The 24,110-nt window shown below is 71.2% G+C and carries 14 protein-coding genes; all 14 read right to left on the bottom strand.

The window, feature by feature from the left end; genetic code table 11:
* Positions 1-105: 105 nt before the first annotated feature.
* The gene (locus GAS53_RS07460; protein WP_151476662.1) at positions 106-2,247 is read right to left on the bottom strand and encodes a hypothetical protein; all 2,142 of its coding nucleotides are present in this window, start codon (positions 2,245-2,247) and stop codon (positions 106-108) included.
* Between the two features lie 55 nt (positions 2,248-2,302).
* Positions 2,303-6,214: a putative baseplate assembly protein gene (locus GAS53_RS07455; protein WP_151476661.1), complete on the bottom strand. Its 3,912-nt coding sequence runs from the start codon at positions 6,212-6,214 to the stop codon at positions 2,303-2,305.
* Entirely contained in the window at positions 6,211-9,357 is a 3,147-nt protein-coding gene (locus tag GAS53_RS07450; RefSeq protein ID WP_151476660.1) for a putative baseplate assembly protein, read from the bottom strand. Before GAS53_RS07450 ends, GAS53_RS07455 begins: the two co-directional genes overlap by 4 nt.
* Complete coding sequence (locus tag GAS53_RS07445; RefSeq protein ID WP_151476659.1) at positions 9,354-9,740, bottom strand: GPW/gp25 family protein; 387 nt, start codon at positions 9,738-9,740, stop codon at positions 9,354-9,356. The genes GAS53_RS07450 and GAS53_RS07445 overlap by 4 nt, the downstream gene beginning before the upstream one ends.
* The gene (locus tag GAS53_RS07440; RefSeq protein ID WP_151476658.1) at positions 9,737-10,090 is read right to left on the bottom strand and encodes a hypothetical protein; all 354 of its coding nucleotides are present in this window, start codon (positions 10,088-10,090) and stop codon (positions 9,737-9,739) included. Before GAS53_RS07440 ends, GAS53_RS07445 begins: the two co-directional genes overlap by 4 nt.
* A gap of 20 nt (positions 10,091-10,110) precedes the next feature.
* Positions 10,111-10,647, bottom strand: coding sequence for a phage baseplate assembly protein V (locus GAS53_RS07435; RefSeq protein ID WP_151476657.1), 537 nt, complete (start codon positions 10,645-10,647; stop codon positions 10,111-10,113).
* 66 nt (positions 10,648-10,713) lie between these two features.
* A complete protein-coding gene (locus tag GAS53_RS07430; protein WP_151476656.1) occupies positions 10,714-11,853 on the bottom strand; it encodes a hypothetical protein in 1,140 nt (379 codons plus the stop codon).
* Positions 11,846-12,226: a hypothetical protein gene (locus GAS53_RS07425; RefSeq protein ID WP_151476655.1), complete on the bottom strand. Its 381-nt coding sequence runs from the start codon at positions 12,224-12,226 to the stop codon at positions 11,846-11,848. The genes GAS53_RS07430 and GAS53_RS07425 overlap by 8 nt, the downstream gene beginning before the upstream one ends.
* A gap of 9 nt (positions 12,227-12,235) precedes the next feature.
* Positions 12,236-12,958, bottom strand: coding sequence for a hypothetical protein (locus GAS53_RS07420; protein ID WP_151476654.1), 723 nt, complete (start codon positions 12,956-12,958; stop codon positions 12,236-12,238).
* On the bottom strand, positions 12,955-13,659 hold the full coding sequence (locus tag GAS53_RS07415; RefSeq protein WP_151476653.1) for a hypothetical protein: 705 nt from the start codon (positions 13,657-13,659) through the stop codon (positions 12,955-12,957). The genes GAS53_RS07420 and GAS53_RS07415 overlap by 4 nt, the downstream gene beginning before the upstream one ends.
* 50 nt (positions 13,660-13,709) lie before the next feature.
* Entirely contained in the window at positions 13,710-20,528 is a 6,819-nt protein-coding gene (locus tag GAS53_RS07410; protein WP_151476652.1) for an eCIS core domain-containing protein, read from the bottom strand.
* The gene (locus tag GAS53_RS07405) at positions 20,525-20,809 is read right to left on the bottom strand and encodes a hypothetical protein (protein ID WP_151476651.1); all 285 of its coding nucleotides are present in this window, start codon (positions 20,807-20,809) and stop codon (positions 20,525-20,527) included. The genes GAS53_RS07410 and GAS53_RS07405 overlap by 4 nt, the downstream gene beginning before the upstream one ends.
* Positions 20,800-22,866, bottom strand: a complete 2,067-nt coding sequence (locus tag GAS53_RS07400; protein ID WP_151476650.1) for an ATP-binding protein — start codon at positions 22,864-22,866, stop codon at positions 20,800-20,802. Before GAS53_RS07400 ends, GAS53_RS07405 begins: the two co-directional genes overlap by 10 nt.
* 33 nt (positions 22,867-22,899) lie before the next feature.
* The gene (locus tag GAS53_RS07395; protein ID WP_151476649.1) at positions 22,900-23,850 is read right to left on the bottom strand and encodes a DUF4255 domain-containing protein; all 951 of its coding nucleotides are present in this window, start codon (positions 23,848-23,850) and stop codon (positions 22,900-22,902) included.
* Positions 23,851-24,110 lie beyond the last annotated feature (260 nt).

The raw sequence follows: 24,110 nt of genomic DNA, 5'->3' as shown, positions 1-24,110 counted from the left end.
GGTCCCCCTGGTTCGGGAATGTGCGGGTTCACAAAGTCATCGGTCGGGGCGGCCGGTTCGGTTCGCGCGGCCGGGCTCGGATCACGTCTCGCATCACGTCTCGGCTCACGTCACGAAGAAGATCCCCGCGTCCGTCCCCGCGGGCGTGTACTCCGCGAGCCGCGCCCGCAGGCTGTCCTCGCGTTGCGGCCGATAGAGGTCGTGGAAGGCGCCCAGTTCGGCCCCGTCCTCCGCGCCGCGCCGGATCTCCTCGGCACACCGGTCCGCCAACAGCCCGTACCAGGGCGTCCCGTAGCGCTGCGACGTGAAGAGCGGTCGTACCCGGGCGGCCTGCGCGGGGCCGACCAGGTCGGGCTGGCAGCGGTAGCGGCGCGGCGTACGCGACCCGCCGGGCACGTACGAGAAGCGGATGCAGCCGATGCCGCGCCGGGCCACGTGCAGCCGCCCGGTGAAGACCGAGTTCTCGGCGATCTTCACCGCGTGGGTGTGGATCTCGCCGATCACGGTCGTCCGGTGCAGGTGCAGGACGGCGTGGGCGTGCCGGCAGTCGGGTGCGGAGAGGGCCTCGCGGTCGTCCGCGGTGGCGTCCAGAATGCTGTCGCGGAGGTGGATGTCGAGGGGCTCCTCGGAGACCTCGTCGCCGATGACCTCGATGGTGCCGAGGATGCTGTGCTCGACCTGGAGGCAGGCGGCGGTGCGGTCCAGGACGATGCTCGGCTCCTCGGGCGAGTGCGGGTCGCACTCGGGCTCCAGGGACCAGCCGGGCACGAGCGTGCAGTGGCGTACGACGACGGCGCCCATCTGGCCGGTGACGTTGATGCCGCGGCCCGCGACGAGCAGTCCGTCGAGCACGATCCGCGGACGCTCGGCAGGGGCGCAGTCCTCCGACACCGCACGGATGTTGAGGGCGTCGGGGCGGTTGCTGTACCAGTCGAGCAGGCGGATCACCGGGCGGGTGCCCTCGGCCGCGCGCAGTTCTAGCCGGTCGCCCGGGTCGAGGTCGAAGTCCAGTTGCTCCTGGTAGGCGCCGCTGTGCGTGATCTCGATGATGCCCTCGGGCCCGCAGCGGCCGGCCCGGCGGTCGTTCTGCCAGTCCCGGTACGCGTCCATGATCTGCCGGTACGTCTCACCGGGACCGACCCGGTAGACCTCGGCGTCGGGGCGAGGTTCGCGGTCGCGTACGTACTCGCCGCCGCCCATGTCGGCGCCGAACCCGTAGTGGTAGTCGACCCACACGCCCTGCCGGGGCGCGGACCGCGAGCCGAACGCGATCCGGCCGAGTTCCGGGTCGACCGCGACCTGACCGCGCCCCGGCCGGTAGCGCCACTCCGACAGGTCGGCGACCACGATGTCGGAGAGCGGTACGGGCTTGTCCTCGCCGTCGCGCCGGATCACGAAGCTCTTGCCGGGGCCGTAGTAGTCGGCGAGGCGGTCGTGGAGCTGGTGACGGCGGATGAACGCCGGGACGTTGTCGATCGTCGCGATGTGCGTGGGCGAGGGCTCCGGGACCGGCTTGGTGACCAGCGGGGTGTCGTTGCCGAGGATGGAGAAGGTGTAGAGGTTGCGGGCCCGGTCGATGCAGTACGCCGGTGAGGACGTCAGCGAGTGCGCCTTCAGCCGCCATACGAAGAGTCCGACGCCGGCCGGGGTCCAACCCCCTTGCCGGTGACGGGAGTCGGCCCTGCGGACGTCGACCGAGCGGGCCACCTCCCCGAAGGGTCCGCCGGCCAGGTCGAGCGCGGAGCCGTCCCTGAGGTCGGCGAGACGACCACGTGTTCCGCGGTGGGCACCCCCGGTCCCGTACAGCTTCACCGGCTGCTGGTGGGAGACGTGCCGGGAGAGTTCGACGGCTCGTGCGGGCCAGTCGGCGACCTTCTCGGAGAGTTCTTCGAGGAGGTGGAGCGTGCCCTTGCGGCGGCGGTTGGCGACCGTCGCGGCGACGTCGCCGCGCGGTGCGACCGCCTCCGTGAGCGCGGCCGAACTCCCGCCGCGCAGCCCGGTGGTGAGGACACGCTCGTAGCCCGGCAACGTGCGGTAGCCGACGAGGTCGCCGAGGTACGGCAGCACCCAGGGGGCCGCCGTCTCGACGAACAGGTCCTCGTAACCCTGCTCGACTCCGCTGCGTACGAGGTCGATCTGCTCGGCCATGACGGCGAGCAGGGCGCGCAGCGGTTCGCCCTCCTGGGCGTCGCGCAGCCGGTGCCACTGGGGCAGCAGCTCGGCGAGTCCGTCCGGTTCCCTGGACATCACACGGCCTCCGTCTCGAACTGGACGTCCGGGAACATCGCAGACATCGCGGCCATCACTTGACCTCCGTCAGAATCAGGGTGTCCGCGGCCTTCGGCGACAGCAGTGCGAGCTGGGCCGGGCGGATGCCGCGGAAGACGTACACCGAACGGCCCTTCGCAAGGCGCCGGGTGTCGGTGATGTCGGGGTTCAGGCGCAGGAGTTCGGCGAGCGGGATGCCATGGCGGGCACAGACCGCCGACAGGGTCTCGCCGTCCTTCTTGCGGACGGTGTGGATCTTCTCGTCGTACGTGGCTCCGCGCGCCGGGACCGAGGCCTTCGGCAGGCCCGGGTTCGCGAGCACCCCGGTGAGCTCCTCGGCGGTCGCGGAGGCGGGGACACCGGTGAAGACGTCGACGTCCATGTAGTCGACGCCGGGCACCTGGTGCGCGGTTGCCAGGATCTCGGAGAGGCGGGCGGGTTGGCCCAACTCCCTTCCCTCGAAGCCGAGTCGGCGCAGGAGGGCCTGGCGCAGGCGGGGTCCGACGACCTCCCAGGTGTGGTCGGGCGCCACCTTCACCTTCGCGGCCACCAGCAGCGCGACGAGTTCGCGGACGTCCACGCGGACCGGGAGGTTCGGGTCGCCGTACTCGGTGAGTGCCCCGCGCAGTGCACGCAGAAGGTCCGAGTCCTCGGCGATGGGCACGTCGTCCGTGCCCGCGACCGTCACGTGCAGCACGCGCCGCCGGCCGTCGAAGAGTTCGCGCGCGGCGGCCCGGCCGATGCCGGCGCGGGAGCGGGCGAAGTCCTCGTAGTCCGCCTCCGAGACCAGGCGGTCCAGGGCCGAGACGGCCAGCGGGACCGTACGCCGGGTCAGTGCGGGCCCGTCCGCGTCGGCGCCGCCCGTGGCCGGGCGCGGGTTGGTGACCGCGGTGACGCCGAGGGGGCGGGTGAGGGCCTGGGTGATGCGGCCCTCGGCGACGTTGGCGGCCTTGCCGGTGCCGAAGCGGTAGCGGGCGCGCACGTTCTCGTGGCCGCTGGGCAGGCGGGCGCCGTGGACGCCGTCGCCGAAGGTCACGGTGGTGCGGCCGTCGGCGGTGGTGCCGGTGATGTAGACGCGCTCGCGCGGGCCGCGTCCGGCGAGGCTGTCGACCTCGTGCCAGAGCACTCCGTCGACTCTGACCTCCAGGACGGGTGTGGCACCCAGGGGGTTGTCGTCGGCGAGCCAGGTGAGCGGCGACTGCCAGAGCGCGAACGTCTGGTTCGTACGGTCCGAGTCGCCGCTGCCGACCGGCTCGTCCCTGCCCTCGCCGTGCGTCGCCTCGACCACGTTGCCGAGGATCCGCACGGTCTCGCGGCGGTAGCGGTACGCGAGGTCCGCGGTCAGCGTCAGCTTCGTGTGGACGTGGTCGCCGGGCAGTTGGGGATCGACGGCGGGGTCGGCGGCGGCGATGGTGACCACCTCCGTGGCCCGCACGGCGGCGGTGCCGGGGATGTCGCTGCGCTGACCGCCGACGATGAGTGTGCGGCCCGGCCGCAACCCGTCGTACAGCTGGGCGAGTTCGATCTCGTTGCCGTGCACGTCCTCGCCGAGCGGTTCGTCGGCGAGACGCAGGGGCTCGCCCGCCGCGTGCACGGTGGTGTCGCGGATGTGCGAGAGCAGGACGTCGAACTCGTCCAGCCAGGGGTCGGCCAGGACGAGTTCGGTGCCGCGGCCGGTGATGCCGTAGTTGGTGTACGCGGCTGTGCGCGCGGCCACGACCTTCGTGGTGACGAACGCCAGCTTGGCGTCGCCGGGGACGCCGCCCTCAACTCCCTTGGTGGGCCGCTGGATCGCCACCCAGCTGCCGACCGTGATGCCGTCGTGCACCCGGTCCAGCTGTAGCACGCGGCGGTTGGTGGGCGCCGGCTTCGACGCGATGACGACCTCGACGTTGGGCGCGGCGCTGCCCACGGTGTACGTGAGGCTCACCTCGTACTCGCCGTGCGTGAACTGCTCCGGGACACCCGGTCGCAGGGCGATCTGCTCCGACGTGCCGTTGTGCACGCCCACGTGGACCAGACCGTCCTCGTCCGGGCGCGACACGAAGAGGGTGCGCTCGGGCAGGCCCGAGTGGAGGACCGCGGTGACACCAGGTTCCTGGGAGTCGGTGGGGCGGCGGTTCAGCCAGCTCAGCTCGCGGTCCTGGCCCGCGCGGGTGGACAGGTCCACCTGGCCGGTGCCGAGGCGGAAGTTGACGGGCTGCGCGACCGGCAGGTTCTCCGCGCGCTGGTCGGAGCTGCTGCCCTCGACGTACTGGAACTCCGCCCGCACCGGGACCTTGCCGGCGGTGTCGAACACGACACGCATGCTGACCAGGGTGGCGCCGGTGAGGGGCCAGTCCGCGGTGCGGATGACCCGGCCCCTGTCGTCCTGGACCGGCTTGAGCGGGGCCATCGCACCGAAGGGGGCGGCGGTCACGCGCATCGCGAGGAGTTCCCGCAGAAGCTGCGGGGTGCCGGGGGCGGCGGCCGTCCGCCAGGCCGGGTAGAGACCGGTCAGGCCAGGGTTGAGGGCCGACAGCAGCCGGGCCGTGTCGGCGCCGGGGCGGCGGGGCTGTTCTGCTCCGGTCGGCGCGGGGGCCTTGCCGCGGAGTGCGGGCAGGACGGAGCCGAGAGCTTGGAGGGCGGCTTCGCGCTGGCCGAGGGGGCTCGGGGCGGTGAGGCCCGTGGAGCTCGGTGCCGCGGTGGCTGCCGGGCCCTGTGTTGCGGCTGCGCTCTGGCCTGGGGCTGCCGCGGGGCTGTGCTCGCCCGTTGCCGATCCGCCCGGTTCGCCCGTTGCCGACACACCCTGTTCGTCCGTCGGCGGCAGCGGCTGCGCGGGCGCCAACTCCAGGGCGCGCTCGGCCAGTTCGGCCAGTACGGCCTCCAGCTGCTCGAACCACGCCGCCACGTCCTCGTACGGCGTGGCGAGGACCTGTGTCTCGCCGAGGCGTTCGACGGGCTCGGCGAGGCGGACCGCGAGGCGTTCCGGGGTCTTGATCCCGTCCAGGTCGGCCCGCAGCGGGGCGAGGACCTGGTCGTCGAAGTCCTCGATCAGGCGGCTGACCGGGCGCGGGTTGGGGACCTCCGGGGTGGGCGGCTCGTCGCCGGGCTCGCCCGGGGCCTCGGGCTCCGAGGTCCACCGCCGTACCTCGTCGACGAGCTCCTTGAGGGTGGCCGGGGCCGACTGAGGCAGGCCGATCGCCGTGATCTCGTCGTCCCGGTCGATCCGTACCTTCGATACGGGCAGCAACTTGCGTACTGCGCCCGCCTGTTCACCGAAGACGAAGAGCAACTGGTCGCCGGTCTGGAGAGAGTTGGCGGTCCCCTCGACGAAGAGCTCCGAGCGGCGCTCCAGGTCCTCCGGGGTGACGAGGGAAGGACGGCGACGGCGGACCTTCAGCTCGTTCCAGTCCCAGCGGGCCGTCAGGTCGCGGCTCGTCTCGAAGGTCTGCGACTCCTCGTCGGCGGACGCGGGCACGCTGTGGCTGCGCGCACCGCGCGGGATCACCACGGGCAGGGTCTCGGCGCGCGGATCGCGTTCGAGGCTGTACGCGAGATGGGTGGAGGCGGCCACGCCGGGACGCGGGCGGTGGCCGACCAGACGGCCGAGCAGCGCGAGCGAGCGATGTTCGTTCGCCGTCCGCAGATAGGCCTCGTCCGCGATCCGCTCGGAGTGGAAGGTGAGCAGGTCACCGAGGACGGCGGTGGCGTCGAGCAGGCCGATCGCCGGGTCGTCGGGCGTCCGGACGGTCAGGCTGCCGAGGGCCGGGTACGCGGGCGAGGCGAGCCGGTCGAGCTGGGCCGCCAGGAAAGAGCCGTAGTCGCCGACTCGGTAGTCGAGGGCGGTGCGGCCGGGAGGGTTGTGGAGCGGGGCGGGGGCGAGGCGCTCGTCGTGGCCGCCGCAGGCGCCGCCACCGGACGCGCCATCGCCGCACGTGCCGCCGCAGGTGCAGTCGTCGCTCATCGGGCACCTCCGAGGGATATCGCCAACTGGCCGTTCTCCGGCCGGTCGGGGTCGTTGTCGCAGGTGGCGATCTCCAGCGGGCCGAGCCGCAGCACGCCGTCCTCCCTCTCTCCTCGGTCCTCGTGGAACAGCCTTCGCAGCCGCGTGACATGGACGCTCTCGACGCCCGGCACGGCGGCCGCGGCGGCGACCAGGCGGCTGAGCCTGACCGGTTCGCCGAAGGTCAGCGCGTCCGGGTGGAAGAAGCCGAGCCGCCCGCCCGGAAGGCGGCCGCTGCCGAGCACGCGGTACAGCTCGGCCAGGATCTGCCCGTGCTGGTGGCCGGGGATCGCGCACACCTTCAGCGCGATGTCGAGGGGTACCAGCCGGGCCGGGCCGACGACGAGGTCGTGGCCGATGCGCCGGTAGGCCTCCAGGGCCTGCGCCACCTCGTCGAGCAGCTTGCCCGAGGGGGCGCCGGTGCCGTACGCGTCCACGGCGATGTGGGCCTCCTGGACGCTGCCGGTCCAGCGGATCTCGGCGGCGGCCCGCTGTACGCCGGGCAGGGCGGAGGCGAGGGCCGCGTAGTCGTCGGCGGTGACGGCGCGCAGGCGGGTGCGGCGCAGGTCGAGCGGGGCCAACTGGCGTACCTGCTCGACCGGTTCGGGCACCGTGCCGCCGACGGCGGGCAGCGGGTTGCGTACGCCGGCCACCGGCGGCTCCTCACGATCGCCGTCGCCATCGCCGTCGCCGCAGATCACCAGGTGGTTGATGGCCTCCGCGCCGACATTGCCCGCGGTGCCGCCGCCGAGCCGGTAGCGGAGTTCGAGCCGCGCACCGGGCGTCGGACGCGCCCCGTGCCGGCCGTCGCCGAAGCGCAGGGCGAGCCGTCCGTCGTCTTCCAGTTCGCCGACGAAGTGCCGGTCGCGGGAGGTGCTGTCGAGCAGATCGCGGCGCGGCTCCCAGGTCAGGTCGCCGTCGTGGAGCCGTACGGCGGGCAGTGCCTGTCGTGGGTCGTGCCGGAGCGCCGCCGAGGCGGGGCCGCGGAGCACCAGCTCGTCGGGGTGCAGCCCGGCCGCGTACGCGGGACCCCAACTGTGCGCGATCTCCCAGGCGATGTGCCCGTCGAGGACCGTGCCCGCGCGCGCCCGTGCCGTCAGCACCTCGACGCGGCGCAGCTTCGCGTCGAGCAACGAGTCGCTGCGGAAGAGGAGTTCACGCAGGGCACGGACCGGGTGGAGGTGGAGTTCGAGCCGCTCCAGGACCTTCAGGCCGTAGATCACGGTGAGTTCGGCGATCTCCTGCTCGCCGAGCCCGTCGCGGTCGCGGGCACTGCGCCACAGCTCGACGAGGCGCTGCCTGACCCGGCCGGGGATGGCGGCGATGCGCTCGGCCTGGCCTGCGGCGACGGTCCGCGGGTCGGGGAACGGTACGGCCTGCGCCACGGGCGAGCGGCCGAGGACCGGCCGGAAGCGGGGCGCGATGCCCGGGTAGGCGGACTGGGCGAGCAGGGTCCTCAGCGCCGCGGCCTGGGCGTACGCAGTGCCCGGCACCACCCTCTCCTGCCGCTGCCCGGCGAGTTCCAGGCCGAGTCCGGCGCGTACGGTCGCGTCCTCGCCGACGACCTCGAACAGCTCGCGGATGTCGTCCGGGGTGAGCGCGTTGCCGCAGTCGGCCTTGTCCGTAAGGGAGTTGACGAGCCGGGCGGGCGCGTTGCCCTCCTCGTGGTCCCGGCAGCCGAAGGCCGGGAGGTCGCACGAGCCGGCGACGGCGGGCACGGGCGGCACGGTCACCGTCTCCGGCAGGCTGTCGCCGCACCAGTTCAGCGAGCGGCCGTGGTCGACGAGGACGACGTTGCCGCGCGCGATCGTCACGTCCTCGACGGGCTCGCAGTCGCGTCCGCCGCGGGTGGTGAGGCAGAACGGGAAACGCAGCGCGTCCTCGGCGGCCCAGGTGACCTCCAGGACCGGCTGGTCCTCGATTCGGTCGAGGCCCGGGGTGACGGAGGTCAGGCGCACGACCTGCCGGTGGGCCGGGTCGGCGTCGCCGGGGGTGCCGGTGCGCGGCCCCTTCACTTCCTCCAGGACGAGCAAGTCCCCTGGCTTCAGGTCGAGTTGCCGCTCCTCGCAGGTCTCCGCGTCGCGCCACTCGTCGCGCAGGGTCGCGGCGGTCGCCCCCTTGGGCAGGGAGCACACCTCGCCGCCCCAGGTCCACAGGCGGATCGCGTTGTGCGCGGCCCGCAGCTCCAACGGGTCGGCCGACGCGACCGGTTCGAAGACCTCCACGGACCCGCGCTCGTCGAGCTCGGCGAGGTCCCCGTCGCCGATGACCGTGCCGGGCTCCGGTCGGTCGTGCGGGTCGAGGGTGCGTACGTCGACGGAGGCGAAGCGGTACGTGCCCGGCAGCAGCGTGTGCTCGCCGGCGGTCTCCACGGTGACGTAGGCCCGGGCGTTGCAGCCGTCGTGCATCGCGTAGTCGATGAGCCGGACGTGACGGCGTACGGAGACCCGGCGGCGGGCGGTGTCGAGGTACGCCTCCGTGGCGACCGCGTCCTGCTGGTAGCTGATCTGGTCGCCGGTGTACGCGAGCAGCTCGACGAGCGTCATGCCCAGGTCGGCGGGGTTGCGCTCGACCCAGTCGGGGGTGGTGAGCGCGAGCCGGTCGAGGAGCAGCTTGCGGATGGTCTCGTAGTCGCGGGCGGTGTAGTCGACGACGGGCGCTTCGGGGAAGTCCGGCGTCAGCCGGTCGTCGTCCTTGCAGTCGAAGGGCGTGGGGCAGTCGGGCCGGAAGGCGAAGGACGCGCTGTGGTAGCGCTGGTCGAAGCCGCGGAAGGGTTCCGTGCCGGGGCGTCCGTACGGGTCGGTCTCCACGAGGGAGAGCCGGTAGCGGGAGGTGTCGCCGGCCTTGTCGAGGGTGACGTACAGCCGGTCGTCGAGCTCGGGGTCCTCCTCGCGCTCGACGCTCACGTCGACGGCCTCGATGCCGGTGACACGGCGGCCGCCGTCGATGCGTACGTTCTCGGCGCACAGGCCGTGCGGGGCCTTGCCGAGGAACGTGACGGTGAGCGTCAGCCCGTCGTCACCGACCTCGACGGCGTCAACTCCGTTGAGCTGGGCGGCTCTTACCTTCGTCCGCCGGGAGGTGGTCGTGCTCGTGCTCGTCATGCGGCGGCCCTCCCTTCGAAGACGTCGTCGCGGCGCGTCCCGGTGGAGCGCACGGCGTACGAGAGGTACACGCGGATGACGTTGTCCTCGCTGACCACGTCCAGGGCCTCCACGTCGATGAGGTCGCCGAGCCAGCGCTGCAACGAGGCCTGCACGGACAGTTCGAGGGTGCTGGTGAGTTCGGGGCTGTTGGGGGCGAACACCAGGTCGAGCAGTCCGCAGCCGAAGTCGGGGCGCATGACGCGCTCGCCGGGGCTGGTGAACAGCACCTGCTCGATCAGGTCGCGGACGTGCTCGTCGTGGCGGGCGTGCGCGGTGCGGCCTCGGCGGTCGGCCCGGAAGGGGAACGCGATGTCGGTACGCGGGCGGGTGCGTGGGCTCATCGGACGGTCACCTTTCGCTGCGCGGCCTGGACGACCGGCGGGCCCTGCGGCACGAAGGCCGCCGTGAAGCACTGGGCGGCGGCGGTGTCGAGCAGCACGGGCGCGCCGTCGACCGTGACGCCGGTGCCGTCGGCCGTCCAGCGGACGGAGACGCACGGCACGGGCACGCGGTCGACGGTGTGCGGGCAGCCGGTGACGACGTAGCCGTGCGCGGCCGTGGCGACGGGCATGCCGTCCATGAGCACCGCGGAGGTGGATGTGGTGGCGGTGGTGGCGCGGCCGCCGTGCGGGCAGCTGATCACGGCACCGGTGCCGAGCAGACTCCCGGATGCGCCTGTTGCGCTGGACACTTGATTCGTCCCCCGTCTTCCTATCGCTTCGAGAGCACGGTCAACTGGCCCTCGTTGATCGTCACTTGGTCGCCGCGCAGCAGGACCTCGGCGCCCGCGCCGGTCGCGATGACCACGGCTTCCTTGGTGATGCGGATGTACGCGCCGCCCTGGGCCTGGAGCAGGATTCCCTGCTCGGCGCCGGGCGTGTCGTTCATCACGAGCTTGTGCGCCTGGGGCGTCTGCACGACGACCGGCTTGTTCGGCGAGGACGCCTGCAGCTCGCGGCGTGCGTCGGGCGGCAGCTCCTCGGCGGCGCCGTACCAACACCCCGTCCACACCGGGAAGCTGGGGTCGCCCTGCTCGAACTCGACCCACACACCCGCTCCCGGAGGCGGCACCACGAACTGCCCCGACTCCGGTCCGGTGAACGGCAGACAGGGCAGCGCCCAGGTCGACGGCTCGTCGCCGAGCACGTCCGGGACCTCGGCCGTGATCCGCCCGATCCGCAGCGGGTCGTTGTTGTCGACCACCCGGCCGCGGAACTTGCCGAGGTAGCGATTGCTGGGTACCGCCATGCTGAACTGCTCCTGGTCTGTGGGGTGTTGCGTGGTGCTGCTTGGGGTGGCTCGGCTCGGTGTGTGTCAGGGCCTGACGTAGGCGCTCCGCGCTTCGAGGCCCTCCCTCGAGACGGTGAAGTTCTGCTGGTACGAGCCCGGGCGCAGGGTGTGCGTGACGGACTTGACGTAGTAGTCGCCGTCGTACGCACGTCCCGCGCCGCGCACGCCGACCAGCTGTCGGGGCTGGAGGATGTAGCCGTGCCGGTTGACGTCGAGCGAGCCGGAGCCCGAGATGACGTCGGCGGACACGGCGGCCCGGGCGAGGAGTTCGGCCTCGGCCTGCTCGCGCTGCTGCTTGGCGGTGCCGGCCAGAGTCCTGCGCTTGAGCGCCGGGGTGGGCCGTTTGCCGAGGGGCGGGCGCAGCGGGCTGATCGGCGGTTGGGGCAGGAGGGTGGACTGCCGGGTGCCGGGGTCCTGCCAGCGGGCCTGCGGCTCTTCTCTCGCGGTGCCGTCGTAGGAGAACGTCAGCTGATCGACGGTGGAGTTGGCGTCCATGTTGACGTTGAGGGCGTGCTGACGGATACCGAGGCGCACCTCGGGCCCCCAACGGGCGGACGACTGGCCGGGGTTGGGGCCGGGCTCCAGATAGAAGGTGTAGCCGTTGGCGCGGGCCAGCTCGTTGACGTACTGGAGGTCGGTGCCCGTCTGGTAGTGGACGCGGAGGTCCTGGTGCGGGGGCTGGGACACCTTCTCCGTGTAGACGTCCGGCCGGATGCCGTAGTCGGAGTACCTGCGCAGGATGGCCAGCACGCGCTCGGACGGCGGCAGGTTGGGGTAGCGGTCCGTCCGCTCCTCCAGGTCCATCAGCAGCGACAGGTCCTCGCCGGTGACGGTGAGCGTGGAGTGGCCCGGCTGGTTGCTGGCGCCGACCTCCTGCCGCACGATCAGACCGTCGAGGAGCACCTCGGGCGTGCCTTTCACACTCACCGAGACGATGACGCGGGTCTTCGGGTCGAAGAACCCCTCCGGGAGGAGGGTGCGGTTGATGAGCCCGTTCTTGGTGAGGTCGAAGGCGAGCTGGAAACCGCTGCGCTCCCCCGCCGTGGCGGTGATCTGGGCGGAGAGCAGGGCTTCCGTCACCTCCGCGGGGACGGGACGGGTGAGCTTCGGTCCCATCTGGAGGGTGATGTGTACGGGGCCCCGCCCCACGGGGAGTTCAGACACGCCGGTCTCCCCGGTCCGCCCGCGGGAAGCCGCCGGCGAGCGGCACCTCGATGACCTTGCCCGCCTCGTCGGTCAACTCCCGCGGGTCGAGTACGGGGTTGGCGTCGGCGATCTGCCACCACTGGGCGGGGTCGCCGAAGTAGCGCTGCCCGAGGAGGTCGGGGCGCTCGCCGCTGCTGACGGTGTGGTCCTGGCCCTCGTCCTCCCTCTCGGCGAGGGGTGGCAGCAACCGGCGCTTGGTGTAACGGACTTCGGTGCCGTCGGGCTGCCGGTGGATTCCGATCTCGGCGTCGTGGTAGCGGCTGGTACGGGGGTAGGGGTGGGCGCCCGGGATGGCGTCCAGGGCGTTCTCGTAGGGCTCGATGTCGGCCATGGTGCTTGCTCAGCGCCTTCCGCTCAGGGTGCCGCCCGCTGTGCCTGCCGCACCTGTTGTGCCGGCGTCGGCGCCGGTGAGCCCGAGTCCGCCGAGGCTGCCGCGCCGCGCGGCTGACGCGAGGCGTTCCTTCTGGGCGAGGTGGGCCATGTAGAGGTCGGCGCCCCGGTGTCCGGCGGGCAGGTCGCTGACGGTGAGCACCTTCAGGCCGATGCCGAGGGAGGCCCGGATCGGGTTGAGGTTCACGTCGAAGGCGGATTCATTGATGGACAGTTCGGTGAGCCGTACGGGCATGACGCGCTTGCTGCCCCACGTGAACAGCGTCAGCGGCATCTCGATCGGGCTGATCTCGATGGTCCCCTTCTGCGAGAGCCGCGAGGCGTCACGGATCTGCGCGGTCGTGGGGTGCACCAGCATTTCGAGCGTGGCGAGCTGCGGGTGGATCCCGTCGGGCGCCGCGACCTCGAACTGATCGGTCGCGTCGATCTCGGCGGTGAACTTCCAGGTCTCCTGGGCGGGGCCCTTCAGACGCAGAGCCTCGTTTCTGTCCCCGCTGCCGCTGCCCCCTCCACCGGAGTCACCGCTGCCTCCGGCGGACTGGGGCGAGAGGCTGCGTTCCAGAGTGTCCGGGTTGAATTGGAGGATGATTATTCGTTGGGGGGTGCCGCGTTCAGGGTCGATCACGACTATTCCGGAACGGATGGGCTTGGGGATGTCGGCGTAGCGGGTCACAGGCGGGCCTCCAGGCGGCTCGTCAGGGTCGCGTAGTCGTGCTGCGGGAACGCGGAAGGGAATGTCTCGAGCATGTTCGTGAGGTTTTCCACGTGCGTCCGGAATCCGCTGTCACGCAGAGAAGCGTCGACGAAGAGCATCTGCCAGCCGAAAGCGCCCTTGGTGAGGCGCAGAGTGTCCAAGTACTCGCAATAGCTGAGTTCCATTCTGAGGAAACCCTGTGTGTTGCTCTGCTCGTCGAACAGGTATCGGTCCTGGTACCAGATCTCCAGCGTGTCCTTGTGCGGCTCGAGTCGGATGAACGCGGCTTCACCCGTGGCCCGACGGGGAGCGGAGTCGATCATCCGGAGGCCGGTGAGCAGAGCGCGCTCGCTCTCGGTGGCCAGGTCGTTGTGGAGCGGCGGGTCCCTGGTGATCGCCAGGTAAAGGTGGGGAAGGCTGAACTCGCCCGTGAGGTTCCGGTCCTGGGACGCGAAGGACCATTCGCACGAGAGGGACACGAACCGCAGCGCGCACTCCTTGAGCTCATCGCTGAGCCTCACATCCGCCCACTCCGGGTTCTCGTCCGACAGCGGGTCGAAGGTCGCCAGCGGGAATGTGACGTCCTCCTGCTCGTACGTCGCATCGAACAGGGGGTTTTGCACGAGTTCCTTGATGGCAGCGATCTGCAGGGTCTCGCTTTGTGTCAGAGGATCCGTCATGGTTCACCTTCGGGCAGAGCAGGGTCGAGGACAGAAAAGAGCGTGCGGCTCTAGAACCGTAGACGGCCTTCGCCTCGCAGCTTGATGAGGCGGCGCTGAATCTTGATCAGCTTGAATCGCGGTTGGTACTTCTGCAGGCGGTCGATCATCTCGGTCTCGTTCGTGAACCGCTGTTCGTCGCGCAGTTTCAGGATGGCCCGCATATGTGTATCCCGGGCTTCGAGAGCGAGTTTGAGACGGTACGTGTCCTTTTCATCGTTCACTGCGACTTCTGGGGCCACTCCGCTTGCCGGAGGCTCTTCCATGTCCGGAATCGACACCTGGGTCACGGAGCGTCCCCGATCCCAGTGCGACTGACTCTCGCCGCTCTTGCCCGGCTTGCGCGTGTACTTTCCCCAAGCCGTGTTCAGCTTGTTCGGGAACCCCTGGATGGGGTCGCCTCCACCGGGGTGGTCCTTCTTCGGGTGGTAGGTGATTTGCACTTCATACCAGGCGATCCGGGTCCCGTTGGCTATCCACTTGCCGGCAGGCCCCTCGGTCACCCTGAGCTTCATGTTCTGGTAGTGCCTCGCAGGAACGAGGTTCTGGTTCTTGACGTTGCCGCCGAGCTCGTACGGCAAGAGGTGTGTCCTGTCCCATCGTTCGCTGTCCTTCAGATTCGTCATCGTGTTGAGATACCGGAATCCGAACGGCTCAGGTGTGCGTTTTGTGTTTCGGTCTCCTTCGGCCAGGGCGAACTTCTGGTTCAGGTATTCGGACGTGAAGCCGGAAGCCAGCTTGTTGTCATCGAACTTCGGCGAGTTCACGGGAGGCAGCTTCTTGTCGCGATGAGTGTCCTCGAGCCAGTCGACCGGGATGGTCTTGTCGCCCTTGTCGAAACCGGCGTTGTCGAAACCCTCCTCCGGGACTTCCCTGCCGCTGATGACACTGCGGGCGGGGTTGAGCCTCGCCACGACCTCGAACCGCGGAGGGTGCTGCCGGGTGAGCTCGGTGAGGCCGTACCACCGCCGCATGGACTCCAGCTCCGCCTTGTGGTCCTCCCGGGTAACTCCCTTGCGCAGCCTGCTCTCCTCGATCGGGCGGATGCGGGCCACGATCCTGCGCAGGCGATCGTCCTTCGAGTCCTGCGAGTTCTCCTCCTTCTTCCGGTTGTCCTTGCTCTGCCGGCTCTTCGGCCTGCCGGGCTTGTCGCCGTCCCTGCCGGGCTTCTTGCGTGTCGGCCCGTCCGGGCCGTCCTTGCCGGGCTTCTTGCCGTCCTTGTCGGACTTCGGTTTGCCAGAAGTGTCCCTGTCGGACTTCGGCCTGCCGGGCCCGTCCTTGTCCGGCTTCGGTTTGCCGGGTGCGTCCCTGTCCGACTTGGGCTTGCCCGGGCTGTCCTTGTCCGACTTGGGCTTCGTGGGGCTGTCGTTGTCGGATTTGGGCTTGCCGGGGCCGTCCTTGTCGCCGTCCTTGCCCGTGGGCCTGGTCGGGTCCTGGTCCTTGGGCTTGTCCGGGGTCTTGTCGTCCGGCTTGGGCTTGGTGGAGTCCTGGTCTGCCTTGGGCTTGGTGGTGGTGTCGTCCTTCGGGCGCGGGCGCGTGTCCGGTTCGGACTTCGGCTTCGGCTTGGGTGCCGGTTGCGGCTTGGGCTTCGGGGCCGGTGTCGGACGGGTGTCCGGCCGGTCGTCTTCCTTGTCCTTCGGCCTGCCGTTCTTGTCTTTGCCGGTGGGCTTCTTGACGTCGACCGGGGCCTTGGGCGCACCGGGACCGTCCTTGGCCGGACCCGGCGTCGCGGGCCTCTTCGGGGCGGTGGTCGCGGGCCTCTTCGGGTCGGGTGTGCCACCGGGTCGCGGCGCGGTGGTCGTCGGGCGAGTGGTCGGCGTGCCGGTGGTGGGCCTGGTCTCGGTGCCGGGCTGGGCCTTCCTGTCTCCGCCCTTGCCACCCCGGTCGTCCGAGCCCTGCCCCGCCGGTGGCCTGCCGCCGCCCGTGCCTCCCTTGTCCTTGCCCATGTTCGCCGCCACGCCCTTCAGACGGCGGCCCACCTTCGCCACGTACTTGCCGATCCCGCTCAGCAGGAACTCGTAGGCGAGTTCGAGGAGGGCGACGATGCCTGCCGCCACGGCCTTCGCGAACAGGATGCCCGCACCGCCCTGCCGGACCGCCTTCAGCCAGGTGATGACCGCGCCGATCGCGCGCAGGATCTCGCTGAGGGCACCGATCGCCGTGCGGATCGCGTCGATGACCGCCATCGCCCAACCCGCGCCGGGGATGATCTTCGCGATGACCTTCGTGATGACCAGCTCGCCGATGATGAAGGGGAGTTGGGGGACGATCGCGTCCCACGTCTCCTTGACGATCCGCTCCAGGGTGAAGCCACCCTTGATGAGCTTGTCGATCATCGCCTTCGGGATGCCGATGATCTCCTCGATCTTCGACTGGAACCACTGCTTGACGGCCGCCTGGACCTCGCGGAAGAGGTGGTTCTTCGCGCCGTCCACCGCGGAGTTCTTGGCGCCGCTCAGCCAGCCGCCGGGGTCGGACAGGAAGTCGACGGCGATGAGCATGAACTCGCCGAGCGCGCTGAGGAGTTTGGAGGCGTATTCCAGGACCGTCTTGACCGCCGCCACCACGGCCTTGATCACATCGAGCAGCATCTTCTTCAAGATGTTCAGGATGCTGCTCAGCAATTTGCCGATGGCGTTCAGCAGATCGGTGATGATCTGCTTCAGCATTTTGGCCAGCCGGTTCACCATGGCGATCGCCGCCGAGATCAGCGAACTGATGAACTTCCGGATGCGGTTGGCCAGTTCGATGATTCCCCGAACCAACGCCTTCGCGAATTCGATCAGGTCATTGATGAGGTTCTTGACCGCGTCGACGATGAACTTGCGGGCCTCGTTGATCCAGCGCTCGACCGTTTCCTTGAAGTTCTTGATGAAGCCGACGACCGCGTCACGTGCCGATTTGATGACGCGGACGATCGCGTTCTTGATCTCGATGACCTTCTGTTTGATCCAGTCGAAGGCCTTGCTGATCCAGTTGCCCGACTCGTTGACGCTCTCGTCGCGCTTCTTCTCGGCGTCCTCTTCGGCCTTGGTGTTCTCGTCCCGGATCTTCTTGTCGCCGCTCTCCTTCTCCTTGGCGACGTCGTCGTCGGTCTTCTTCTCCCTGTCCTGGACGTCCTTGCGGACCTTCTCGTGCCGGTCCGTCTTCTTCGTACCGAGGTTCTTGAGCTCCTCGTCCTGCTCCTTGCGCCAGTCGGCACGCTGGGCAGTGACATCGCTCAGGGCCTTCTCGCGCTCGCCCGCCTGGCTCTCGGTGTTGGCCGCGACCTCGGCGTCGACCTTCTGCTTGTGCTTCGCCTGTGAGTCCCGGAAGTCCCGGTCCTTGGTCTGCCGACCCTCGGACATGCCCTTCTGGCCGTCGCTGAACGCGGCCTTGAACTGCGGCCCCCGGTCGTGCTCCGCCACCTCGGAGGCGGCCTCCGGAGGTACGGCTCCCGTAGACGCGCCGCCCTCTGGCACACCACCCTTGCCGCCGTCCTGGCCGGGCACCTTCGCCTTCAGCTGCTCCTTGGGAGCGTCGGGGTAGACCTGGTTCTCGCCCATCGGGCGGGCCGCGTCGTCCCGGCCCGTCGTGACGGTCTCCTGGCCCTTGGTGTCGACCGCGGCGCCCTGTTCGCCGGCCGTCTGCTCCGCGTCACCCTGCAGCTCCACACCCGGCGCGTTGCCCGCCTGGGCCTGCTTGAGCGCCTCGTCCTTCGTCGGCAGCCCGGCGAACTTGGCGGCCAGTTCCTGCGCATCCACCTCGAAGCCGAGCTTGTCCGCGATCCAGCCGATGCCGAAGCCCAGGGCCATCTTGAAGGTGTCCCAGCCGCCCGGCTCCTCCGCCTTCTCGGCCTCGATCTGCCCCTCGGGCTCCTTGGCGCCCTTGACCTCGGCCTTCTCCTCCTCGGGGGCCTCGGACTTCTGCGCCGGGTCCTGGGCGTACTGGGCCGGGGCGTCGGCCTTCGGCTTGCCCTGAAGGGTCTGGGGCGCGCCGGCGGGGCGCTGCATCGAGGGCGGCGCGGCCGCGAGCGCCTTGTGTTCGTCGCCGACCGTACGGTCCACCGAGCCGCCGACGCCGCCCATCGCCTCAAGTGCCTTGTGGGGCTTGAGGTTCGAGGCGGTGGACAGGCCTGCTTCCGGAGACACCTGCGAGAGGTTCGGAGCCGGTCCCGAGTCCTTCTTGCCCTTGCCCTTGGCGGCCGGTACGGCCGCGCTGCCGCCGCCTCCACCGCCTCCTCCACCGCGCGAACCCTTCGCGGCGGGAGCCGACTTGGCCGCCCTGGCCTTCGGCGCCGGTGCGGCCTTCGCAGCGGACGCCGCGGGCGCGGGAGCCACAGTGGGCTCGGCCGGGGCCGGCGCCTCAGGGGCCTTCGTGGGTTCCGGTGCGGCGGTCGCGGGCGCGGGCGCGGACTCCTGCGCCGCCGGGGTCTGCGCACTCGCCCCGCTCGATCCGCTCCCCCCGCTTCCTCCGTCCGACGACTGGCTCTGTCCCCCGCCGCCCGCCGCACTGCCGGAGACATGACTGTCGCGTGCGGACGAGGGTGCCTGCGACTCCGCCGTCGGCTCGCCCTTGCCCGCCGAGGCCGCCGAACCCGCTGAGGCCGACGAGGCCTCAGAACCCGCCGATCCCGCCGATCCCGTAGAAGCCGCCGCACCGGAACCCGAAGCCGAATCCGCCTTCTTCTGGTCCTGCCCGGTCGCGGCCCCGGACCCGGCCGTCCCCGACCCGCCTCCGGCCTGCGGAGAGGCCTTCTCCTGCGCTCCCCCGGACTTCTCGCCACCGGCCGGCGTGCCCTTCTCCTCCTTGGCGGCCGTCTCCTCTACTTCACCGCCGCCCTCGGACTTGCCCGGGGCTTCCTGCACCGCCGTCTGCGCGGCAACGGGCCCGGCCTTGGGGTCGGCGCCGCTCTTCGGGTCCTTCGGCACAGAGCCCGATACGGACGGCGCTGCGGCCTGCTCCGACGCGAGACCGCCGAGCTGCCCGTCCCCCGGACCGCCCTCTTCCGCACCGGCCGACGGCTCCCTGTCGGCGAGCGCGGCGCCCCCGTCCACTTCGGACTCGGGCTCGGATTCGGCCTCCGCCGCCGCGTCCTCGGCGTCCTCCGCGTCCCGCTCCGCCTGCACCTTGTCGGCCTTGGTCGCCGGGGGCGCGGAGAACGACGGCACGGCCGCCCCGGCTGACGACGCGAGGTCCGACTCGTCCGCGGTCGGTACGCCGGACACGTCGGGATCCTGCTCCGGAATGAAGTCCTCCGGCTGGAGCTTGATGTCCCAGGCGCTCTTCTCCTCGCCGCCGGCCTCGACCTCCGACTCGCTGCCGGAACCGAAGGGGTCCTCGTCGGCCGTCTCCTCGGGGCCTTCGAGATCCTGGTTGCGTACGCCGTCGAGCCTGCTGAGCGGACCGGGCAGCCGGGTGTCCTTGCCGAGCGTGGGCGTACCCGTCGACTTCTGCCGGCCCGCCTTGTCCTCCGGCTTCGCCTTCTGCCCCGCCACCAGCGCGTCGACCGCGCCCGGACGGTTCTTGGCCGCGGACTCCTCCTCGCTCGCGGCCGGTGCGTCCCGCTCGTCGGCAGCGTCCTTGTCGGCCTTATCGGCTTTGTCTGCCTTATCGGCCGCGTTTCCCTTGTCCCCCTTCTCCCCCTTGTCTTCCTTTGCTTCCTTCTTCTCTTCCTTGCTGCCCTGCTCGGAGCCCGCGGAAGTCTTCTCGCCGGTCTGCTGCGCGCCTTCCGACTTGCCGCCAGATGCCTGCCCGGCCTCAGGCGATGACGGCTGCTGCCCCGCGCTGCCACTCCCTGTGCCCGTATCGGTGCCCGGACCGCTACCCGTACCGCTGCCCGGAGTCTGCTCCCGCTCGCCACCCGGCGCGGCGCTCCCGTTCTCCGGCGTGGACCCGGCGGCCCCCTCCGTACCGGCCGGTTCCTTCTCCGGCCCCGGAGCCGCACCGGGCTTGCTCTCCTCTTCCCGCTCCTCCTCGGCCGAACGCTGCTCACTCGCCCGCTCGAACCTCAGCTCCTCCGCCGCGTCGGCCTCGACGACCGGCGCCTCGAACGAGTCGGGCTCCTCCGAGTCCCCCTCGGACTCGATCTCCTCGACCAGATCGAGCACCCGGTCGTGCTCCGAGCCGAGCAGCCTGTCCTCCAGGCGGTCGAGGACTCCGTCCAGCAACTCCTCGGGCAGCCGGGCGAGTTGCTTGCGCGTACGCCGTGAGCGGTCCTCCGGGTCGCCGCGCAGCGAGCGCACGACCGAGTTCGTCAGGCGGTCCACGAGGGTCGCCGGATCGATCTGCTCCAGCCGGTTCCGGTCGGCGTCCACGGTGGCGTACCGCAGCCAGCCGGGCGTGGCCTGGCCGGCCTCCACCTCTGGTGCGGCCTCCTGGGCGGCCGGGCGTACGAGGTCCTGGGCGGCCGACTCCGCCTCGCGCTCGATCGCCTGCTGGGGCAGGCTCACCGCGCCCAGGTCGCGGCCGGCGCGCAGGGCGCCGAGGCCGTCCGGGTTCTGCACGGTGTGCAACAGCTCGTGGGCGAGCAGGCGTTGGCCGTCCGCCGTGCCGGGACGGTAGGCGCCCTCGCGGAAGAAGATGTCCTGGCCGACCGCGACCGCGTCCGCGCCGAGCAGCTCCGTCAGCTGCCCGGCATCCCGCCCGGTGTGCAGCCGTACGCGACTCAGGTCGTGGCCGAGCTGCTCCTCCAACTCCCTTCGTACGCCGACGTCGAGAGGCTGCCCGGCGCCGCTGACGACGTCCTTCGGCTCGGGCGTACGGGCCTTGGCCGCGCGCTCCTTGCGCTTTCGGCGGCGCTGTTCGGCGGCCTGGTCCGAACGGGCGTCCTGCGTCGGCGAGTTACTCACGGCATCACCTCCCCACGGCCGGAGAGTCCCGCGTGCACGGCCCGCGCCAGCTCCTGGCCGAGCCGTCGCGCGGACAGCCCCGCGGGCAGGTGCGGCAGCCCGGACAGCGCGTCGACGGCCACCGCGCCGTCCGCCGCCAGCGGCACGCCGCGTTCGCGGACCAGCCGGCTCAGCTCGCGCTCGAACTCGGCGGACACCCGGTCCGGATCCACCCGGAAGCCGTCGAGGACGAGTTCACCGATGTCCACCCTGATCTCGGCGGGCTGCTTGCTCACACCCATCCCCGGACCTCCCCAGGCGTCAGGGAACGCTCCAGCTTGAGGTACTCGGTGCGGGCCGCCGCGAGCATGTGCCGCATCTGCAGCCGGTCGCCCTCCTCGGCGGCGAGGAAGGCGCCGGACAGGGCGATGTTGCGGATCGAGCCGCCCGCGACGGTGAGTTGGGCCAGCAGCTCGGGCTCGATGCCCTTCACCGGGGTCTGCGGCGGCAGCACCCGGCGCCAGATCTCGGCGCGCTCGTGCTCGGCCGGGAACGGGAAGTCGACGACGAAGCGGATCCGGCGCATGAACGCCGTGTCCAGGGCCTTCTTCATGTTCGTGGTGAGGATCGCGAGACCCCGGTAGGCCTCCATCCGCATCAGCAGATAGCTGACTTCGAGGTTGGCGTACCGGTCGTGGCTGTCCTTGACCTCGCTGCGCTTGCCGAACAACGCGTCGGCCTCGTCGAAGAGGAGCAGCGCGCCGCCCTGTTCGGCGGCGTCGAAGACCTTGCGGAGGTTCTTCTCGGTCTCGCCGATGTACTTACTGACCACCTGGGAGAGGTCGATGATGAAGAGGTCGAGGCCGAGTTCCTTGGCCATGACCTCGGCGGCGAGGGTCTTGCCGGTGCCGGAGCCGCCGGCGAACAGCGCGGTGACGCCGAGGCCGCGGCGCAGGGTCGCCGCAAATCCCCACTCCTGGTGGACAGTTGCCCGCTGCCGCACATGGGCGACGATCTCGCGCAACACGCTCGTCTGCCGCTCGTGCAGCACGAGGTCGTTCCAGCCGGCCTCCGGCTCGATACGGCGGCCCAGCTCGTCCATGCCGATCCGGGCCTCGTTCAGCCCGGCCCGCCAGGCGAGTCGTACGGGGTCGGGCTCGTCCTCGCTGGGCAGATCACGGCGTACGGCCGCCGCGGCGGAACGTACGACATGGGGCGGCAGCTGGAACTGCGCGACCAGGGACCGCAGTTCACTCTCGCCGATGTCGACGACGTCCTCGAACGCGCCCGTCCACAGGCGGAGTTGCTCCTCGTCGTCCAGTCGCGGCACGGCCACCCGCTCGCCGTGCGGCCGGTCCGTCTGCCGCGGATCGGGGCTCGACACGACGACGGGTACCGCGGCACCGGCCAGGAACGCGTCGGTGGCCGCGTGCTGGTCGCGGTCGAGTTCGCCGGCCTCCACGAGCAGCGCTGCGGGCAGCAGGATCGCCTCGCGCTGCCACAGCCGGGCCAGCCGGTCGCGCTCGGTCGGGTCGGTGGGGATGTCCTCGGCGCTCATCGAGTAGAGGCCGAGCCCGGAGCGGGCGGCCGCCGCGGCGGCGATGTCGGCCCGGCTGCGCAGATCGCCGCCGACGACCTCGACGAGCAGCGGCGCGTCCGGGCGCGCTGCGGTCGTCCAGCCCGCGGCGACCCGGCTCGCGGCCAGGTCGTACGACGGCGGCAGCTCCTCCGGCACGGGAGTGCGCCGCAACTGGCCGTGCAGGCGGGCGTCCAGGTACGGCGAGCCGAGCAGGAAGTGCAGGATGCGCTCGTCGAGCCGCAGCCGCGACAGCGTCAGACGCGAGTCGTCGTCCAGCTCCACGACGCGCCAGCGCCGCAGGGGCGCGACCGGGGTCAGCGCGCTCCAGTGCGGTTCGGCGAGCGCGGCCAGGGCGAGCGAGAAGGTGGGGTACGCGCGCTGCGGGTCACCGCTCGCGGCGGCACAGCGGGCGGCGGTCGTGGCGTCCAACTCGTAGGCGGCGGTGAGGAGTACGAGGTCCCGCTCGAAGGCGGTCAGGCCGAAGCAGGTGACGAGGGCGTCGAGAGGCGCGGTCGCGGGGCCCGCCTGCTGTACGGGGTGGCCGGCGCGGTCACTCCCGACGGAGCTGTCCTCGGACTCCGATGCCGTGCCCGTTCCGGAACCAGTGCCGGTTCCCGAAGCAGTGCCCGTTCCCGAGCCCGTTCCCGCCCCGGCCGTGCGCGCCGCGTGGGCGTCGACGCGGGCCAGGACACGCTGGATCTCCGCGGTCAGCGTCGGGCTGCCGCCCGGTGCGTCCGCCGCGGCCGTCGCGTTCGCCGCGCCCGTCTCGTACGTCCCCATGTCCTCACCTGCCCCCGTCGCCGTCACGCCGCCTCAGCTCTCCGTGCTCTCGGGGCCGTCGCCGGCCGTCGGGGTGGCCGCGGAGGGGGCGGCACCCGTGTCCTTGGCCGCGCCGCCACGAGCGGATCTGGCGGACCGCTCCCCCTTGCTGGACTGCTGCGCCGCCTTACGGCCGCGGGCCGGTGCCTTGGCGGCCGCCTTCGCGGGCGTCCTGGCCGCGGCCTTCGCCGGTGTCTTCGCCACGGACTTGGCGGGTGTCCGGGTCTCCTCGGCCTGCGCGCTCCCCGCGGTCCCACCCTCCACCGGCACCGGAGCCGACGGGGGCCTGCCCTCGTCACCCGCCGGCGTACCGCCCGGCGGAACCGGCGCCCCGGGCGCCCCGAACGGCAGCACCCGTACCGCGGGGCGCTCCACCGGCTTCGCCGGCACCGGCGTCTCTCGGCCCTCGATGAAGACGAGAGCGGCCTGGTACACGACCGACAGCGTGTACGGAGTCTGGTGGAGCATCCCCCACAGCTTCGAGGTCTCGTCGATGTCCATCACCGTCGGCGTGAACCGCACCCGCTGCGCCGCCTCGGCGAGGTCGCTGCCCGCCAAGTAGGGCTTCTCCCCGGCCAGTTCGATGATGTCCTTCGGCAGGACGGGTATCTCGTGCAGCGTGCGCACCACGGAACCGATCAGCCGCTGTCCGACCAGCTCCGTCTCCTCCCCGTAGGCGCTGATCAGGAAGTGCAGGTCCAGCGCCGCCGCGGCCCGCTTGAGCAGCGTGCCGTCGGACGCACGGGTCGGCAGGTCGTTGTTGCGCTGCGAGGTGTTGGGCGTGACCTGGTACAGGAACACGGTGATGGTGGGCTCGGCCGGCGGATCGGCCGTCGGCTTGCGCGGCTCGACCTTGACGGCCATATCGATGTCGGGCTGCAGGTTGGCCTCGATCAGCAGGGCGAGGGCCTGGGTCACGTGGGCGATGGCAAGTGCGTTGCTCATGACGTCAGTTCCTCAGTCCCACTAGTTCGTTCCTCGGTCCCACCAGCCCGTTCCCCGGGCTTGCCGGCCTGTCTCCCGGGCCTGGCAGCCCGTTCCCCGGGCCCTCCGGCGCGTCGTACGTTCCTCACTCGCGCCCCCGCGCCAGGTACTCCGCCAGGCTCAAGGTCGCCCCCGGTCGCCCCGTGGCGGCCGGCCGGCGGCTCCCGCCGCCCGCAGGCGCTCCCGCGGCCGTCACCTCGAGCCGCCCGATCTGCACCTGC

Origin of the sequence: Streptomyces albicerus, from assembly GCF_008905045.1 — a bacterium.
Lineage (GTDB): Bacteria > Actinomycetota > Actinomycetes > Streptomycetales > Streptomycetaceae > Streptomyces > Streptomyces albicerus.
The sequence above is the reverse complement of the archived record's forward strand: the minus strand, read 5'-3'. Positions and strand labels throughout refer to the sequence as shown.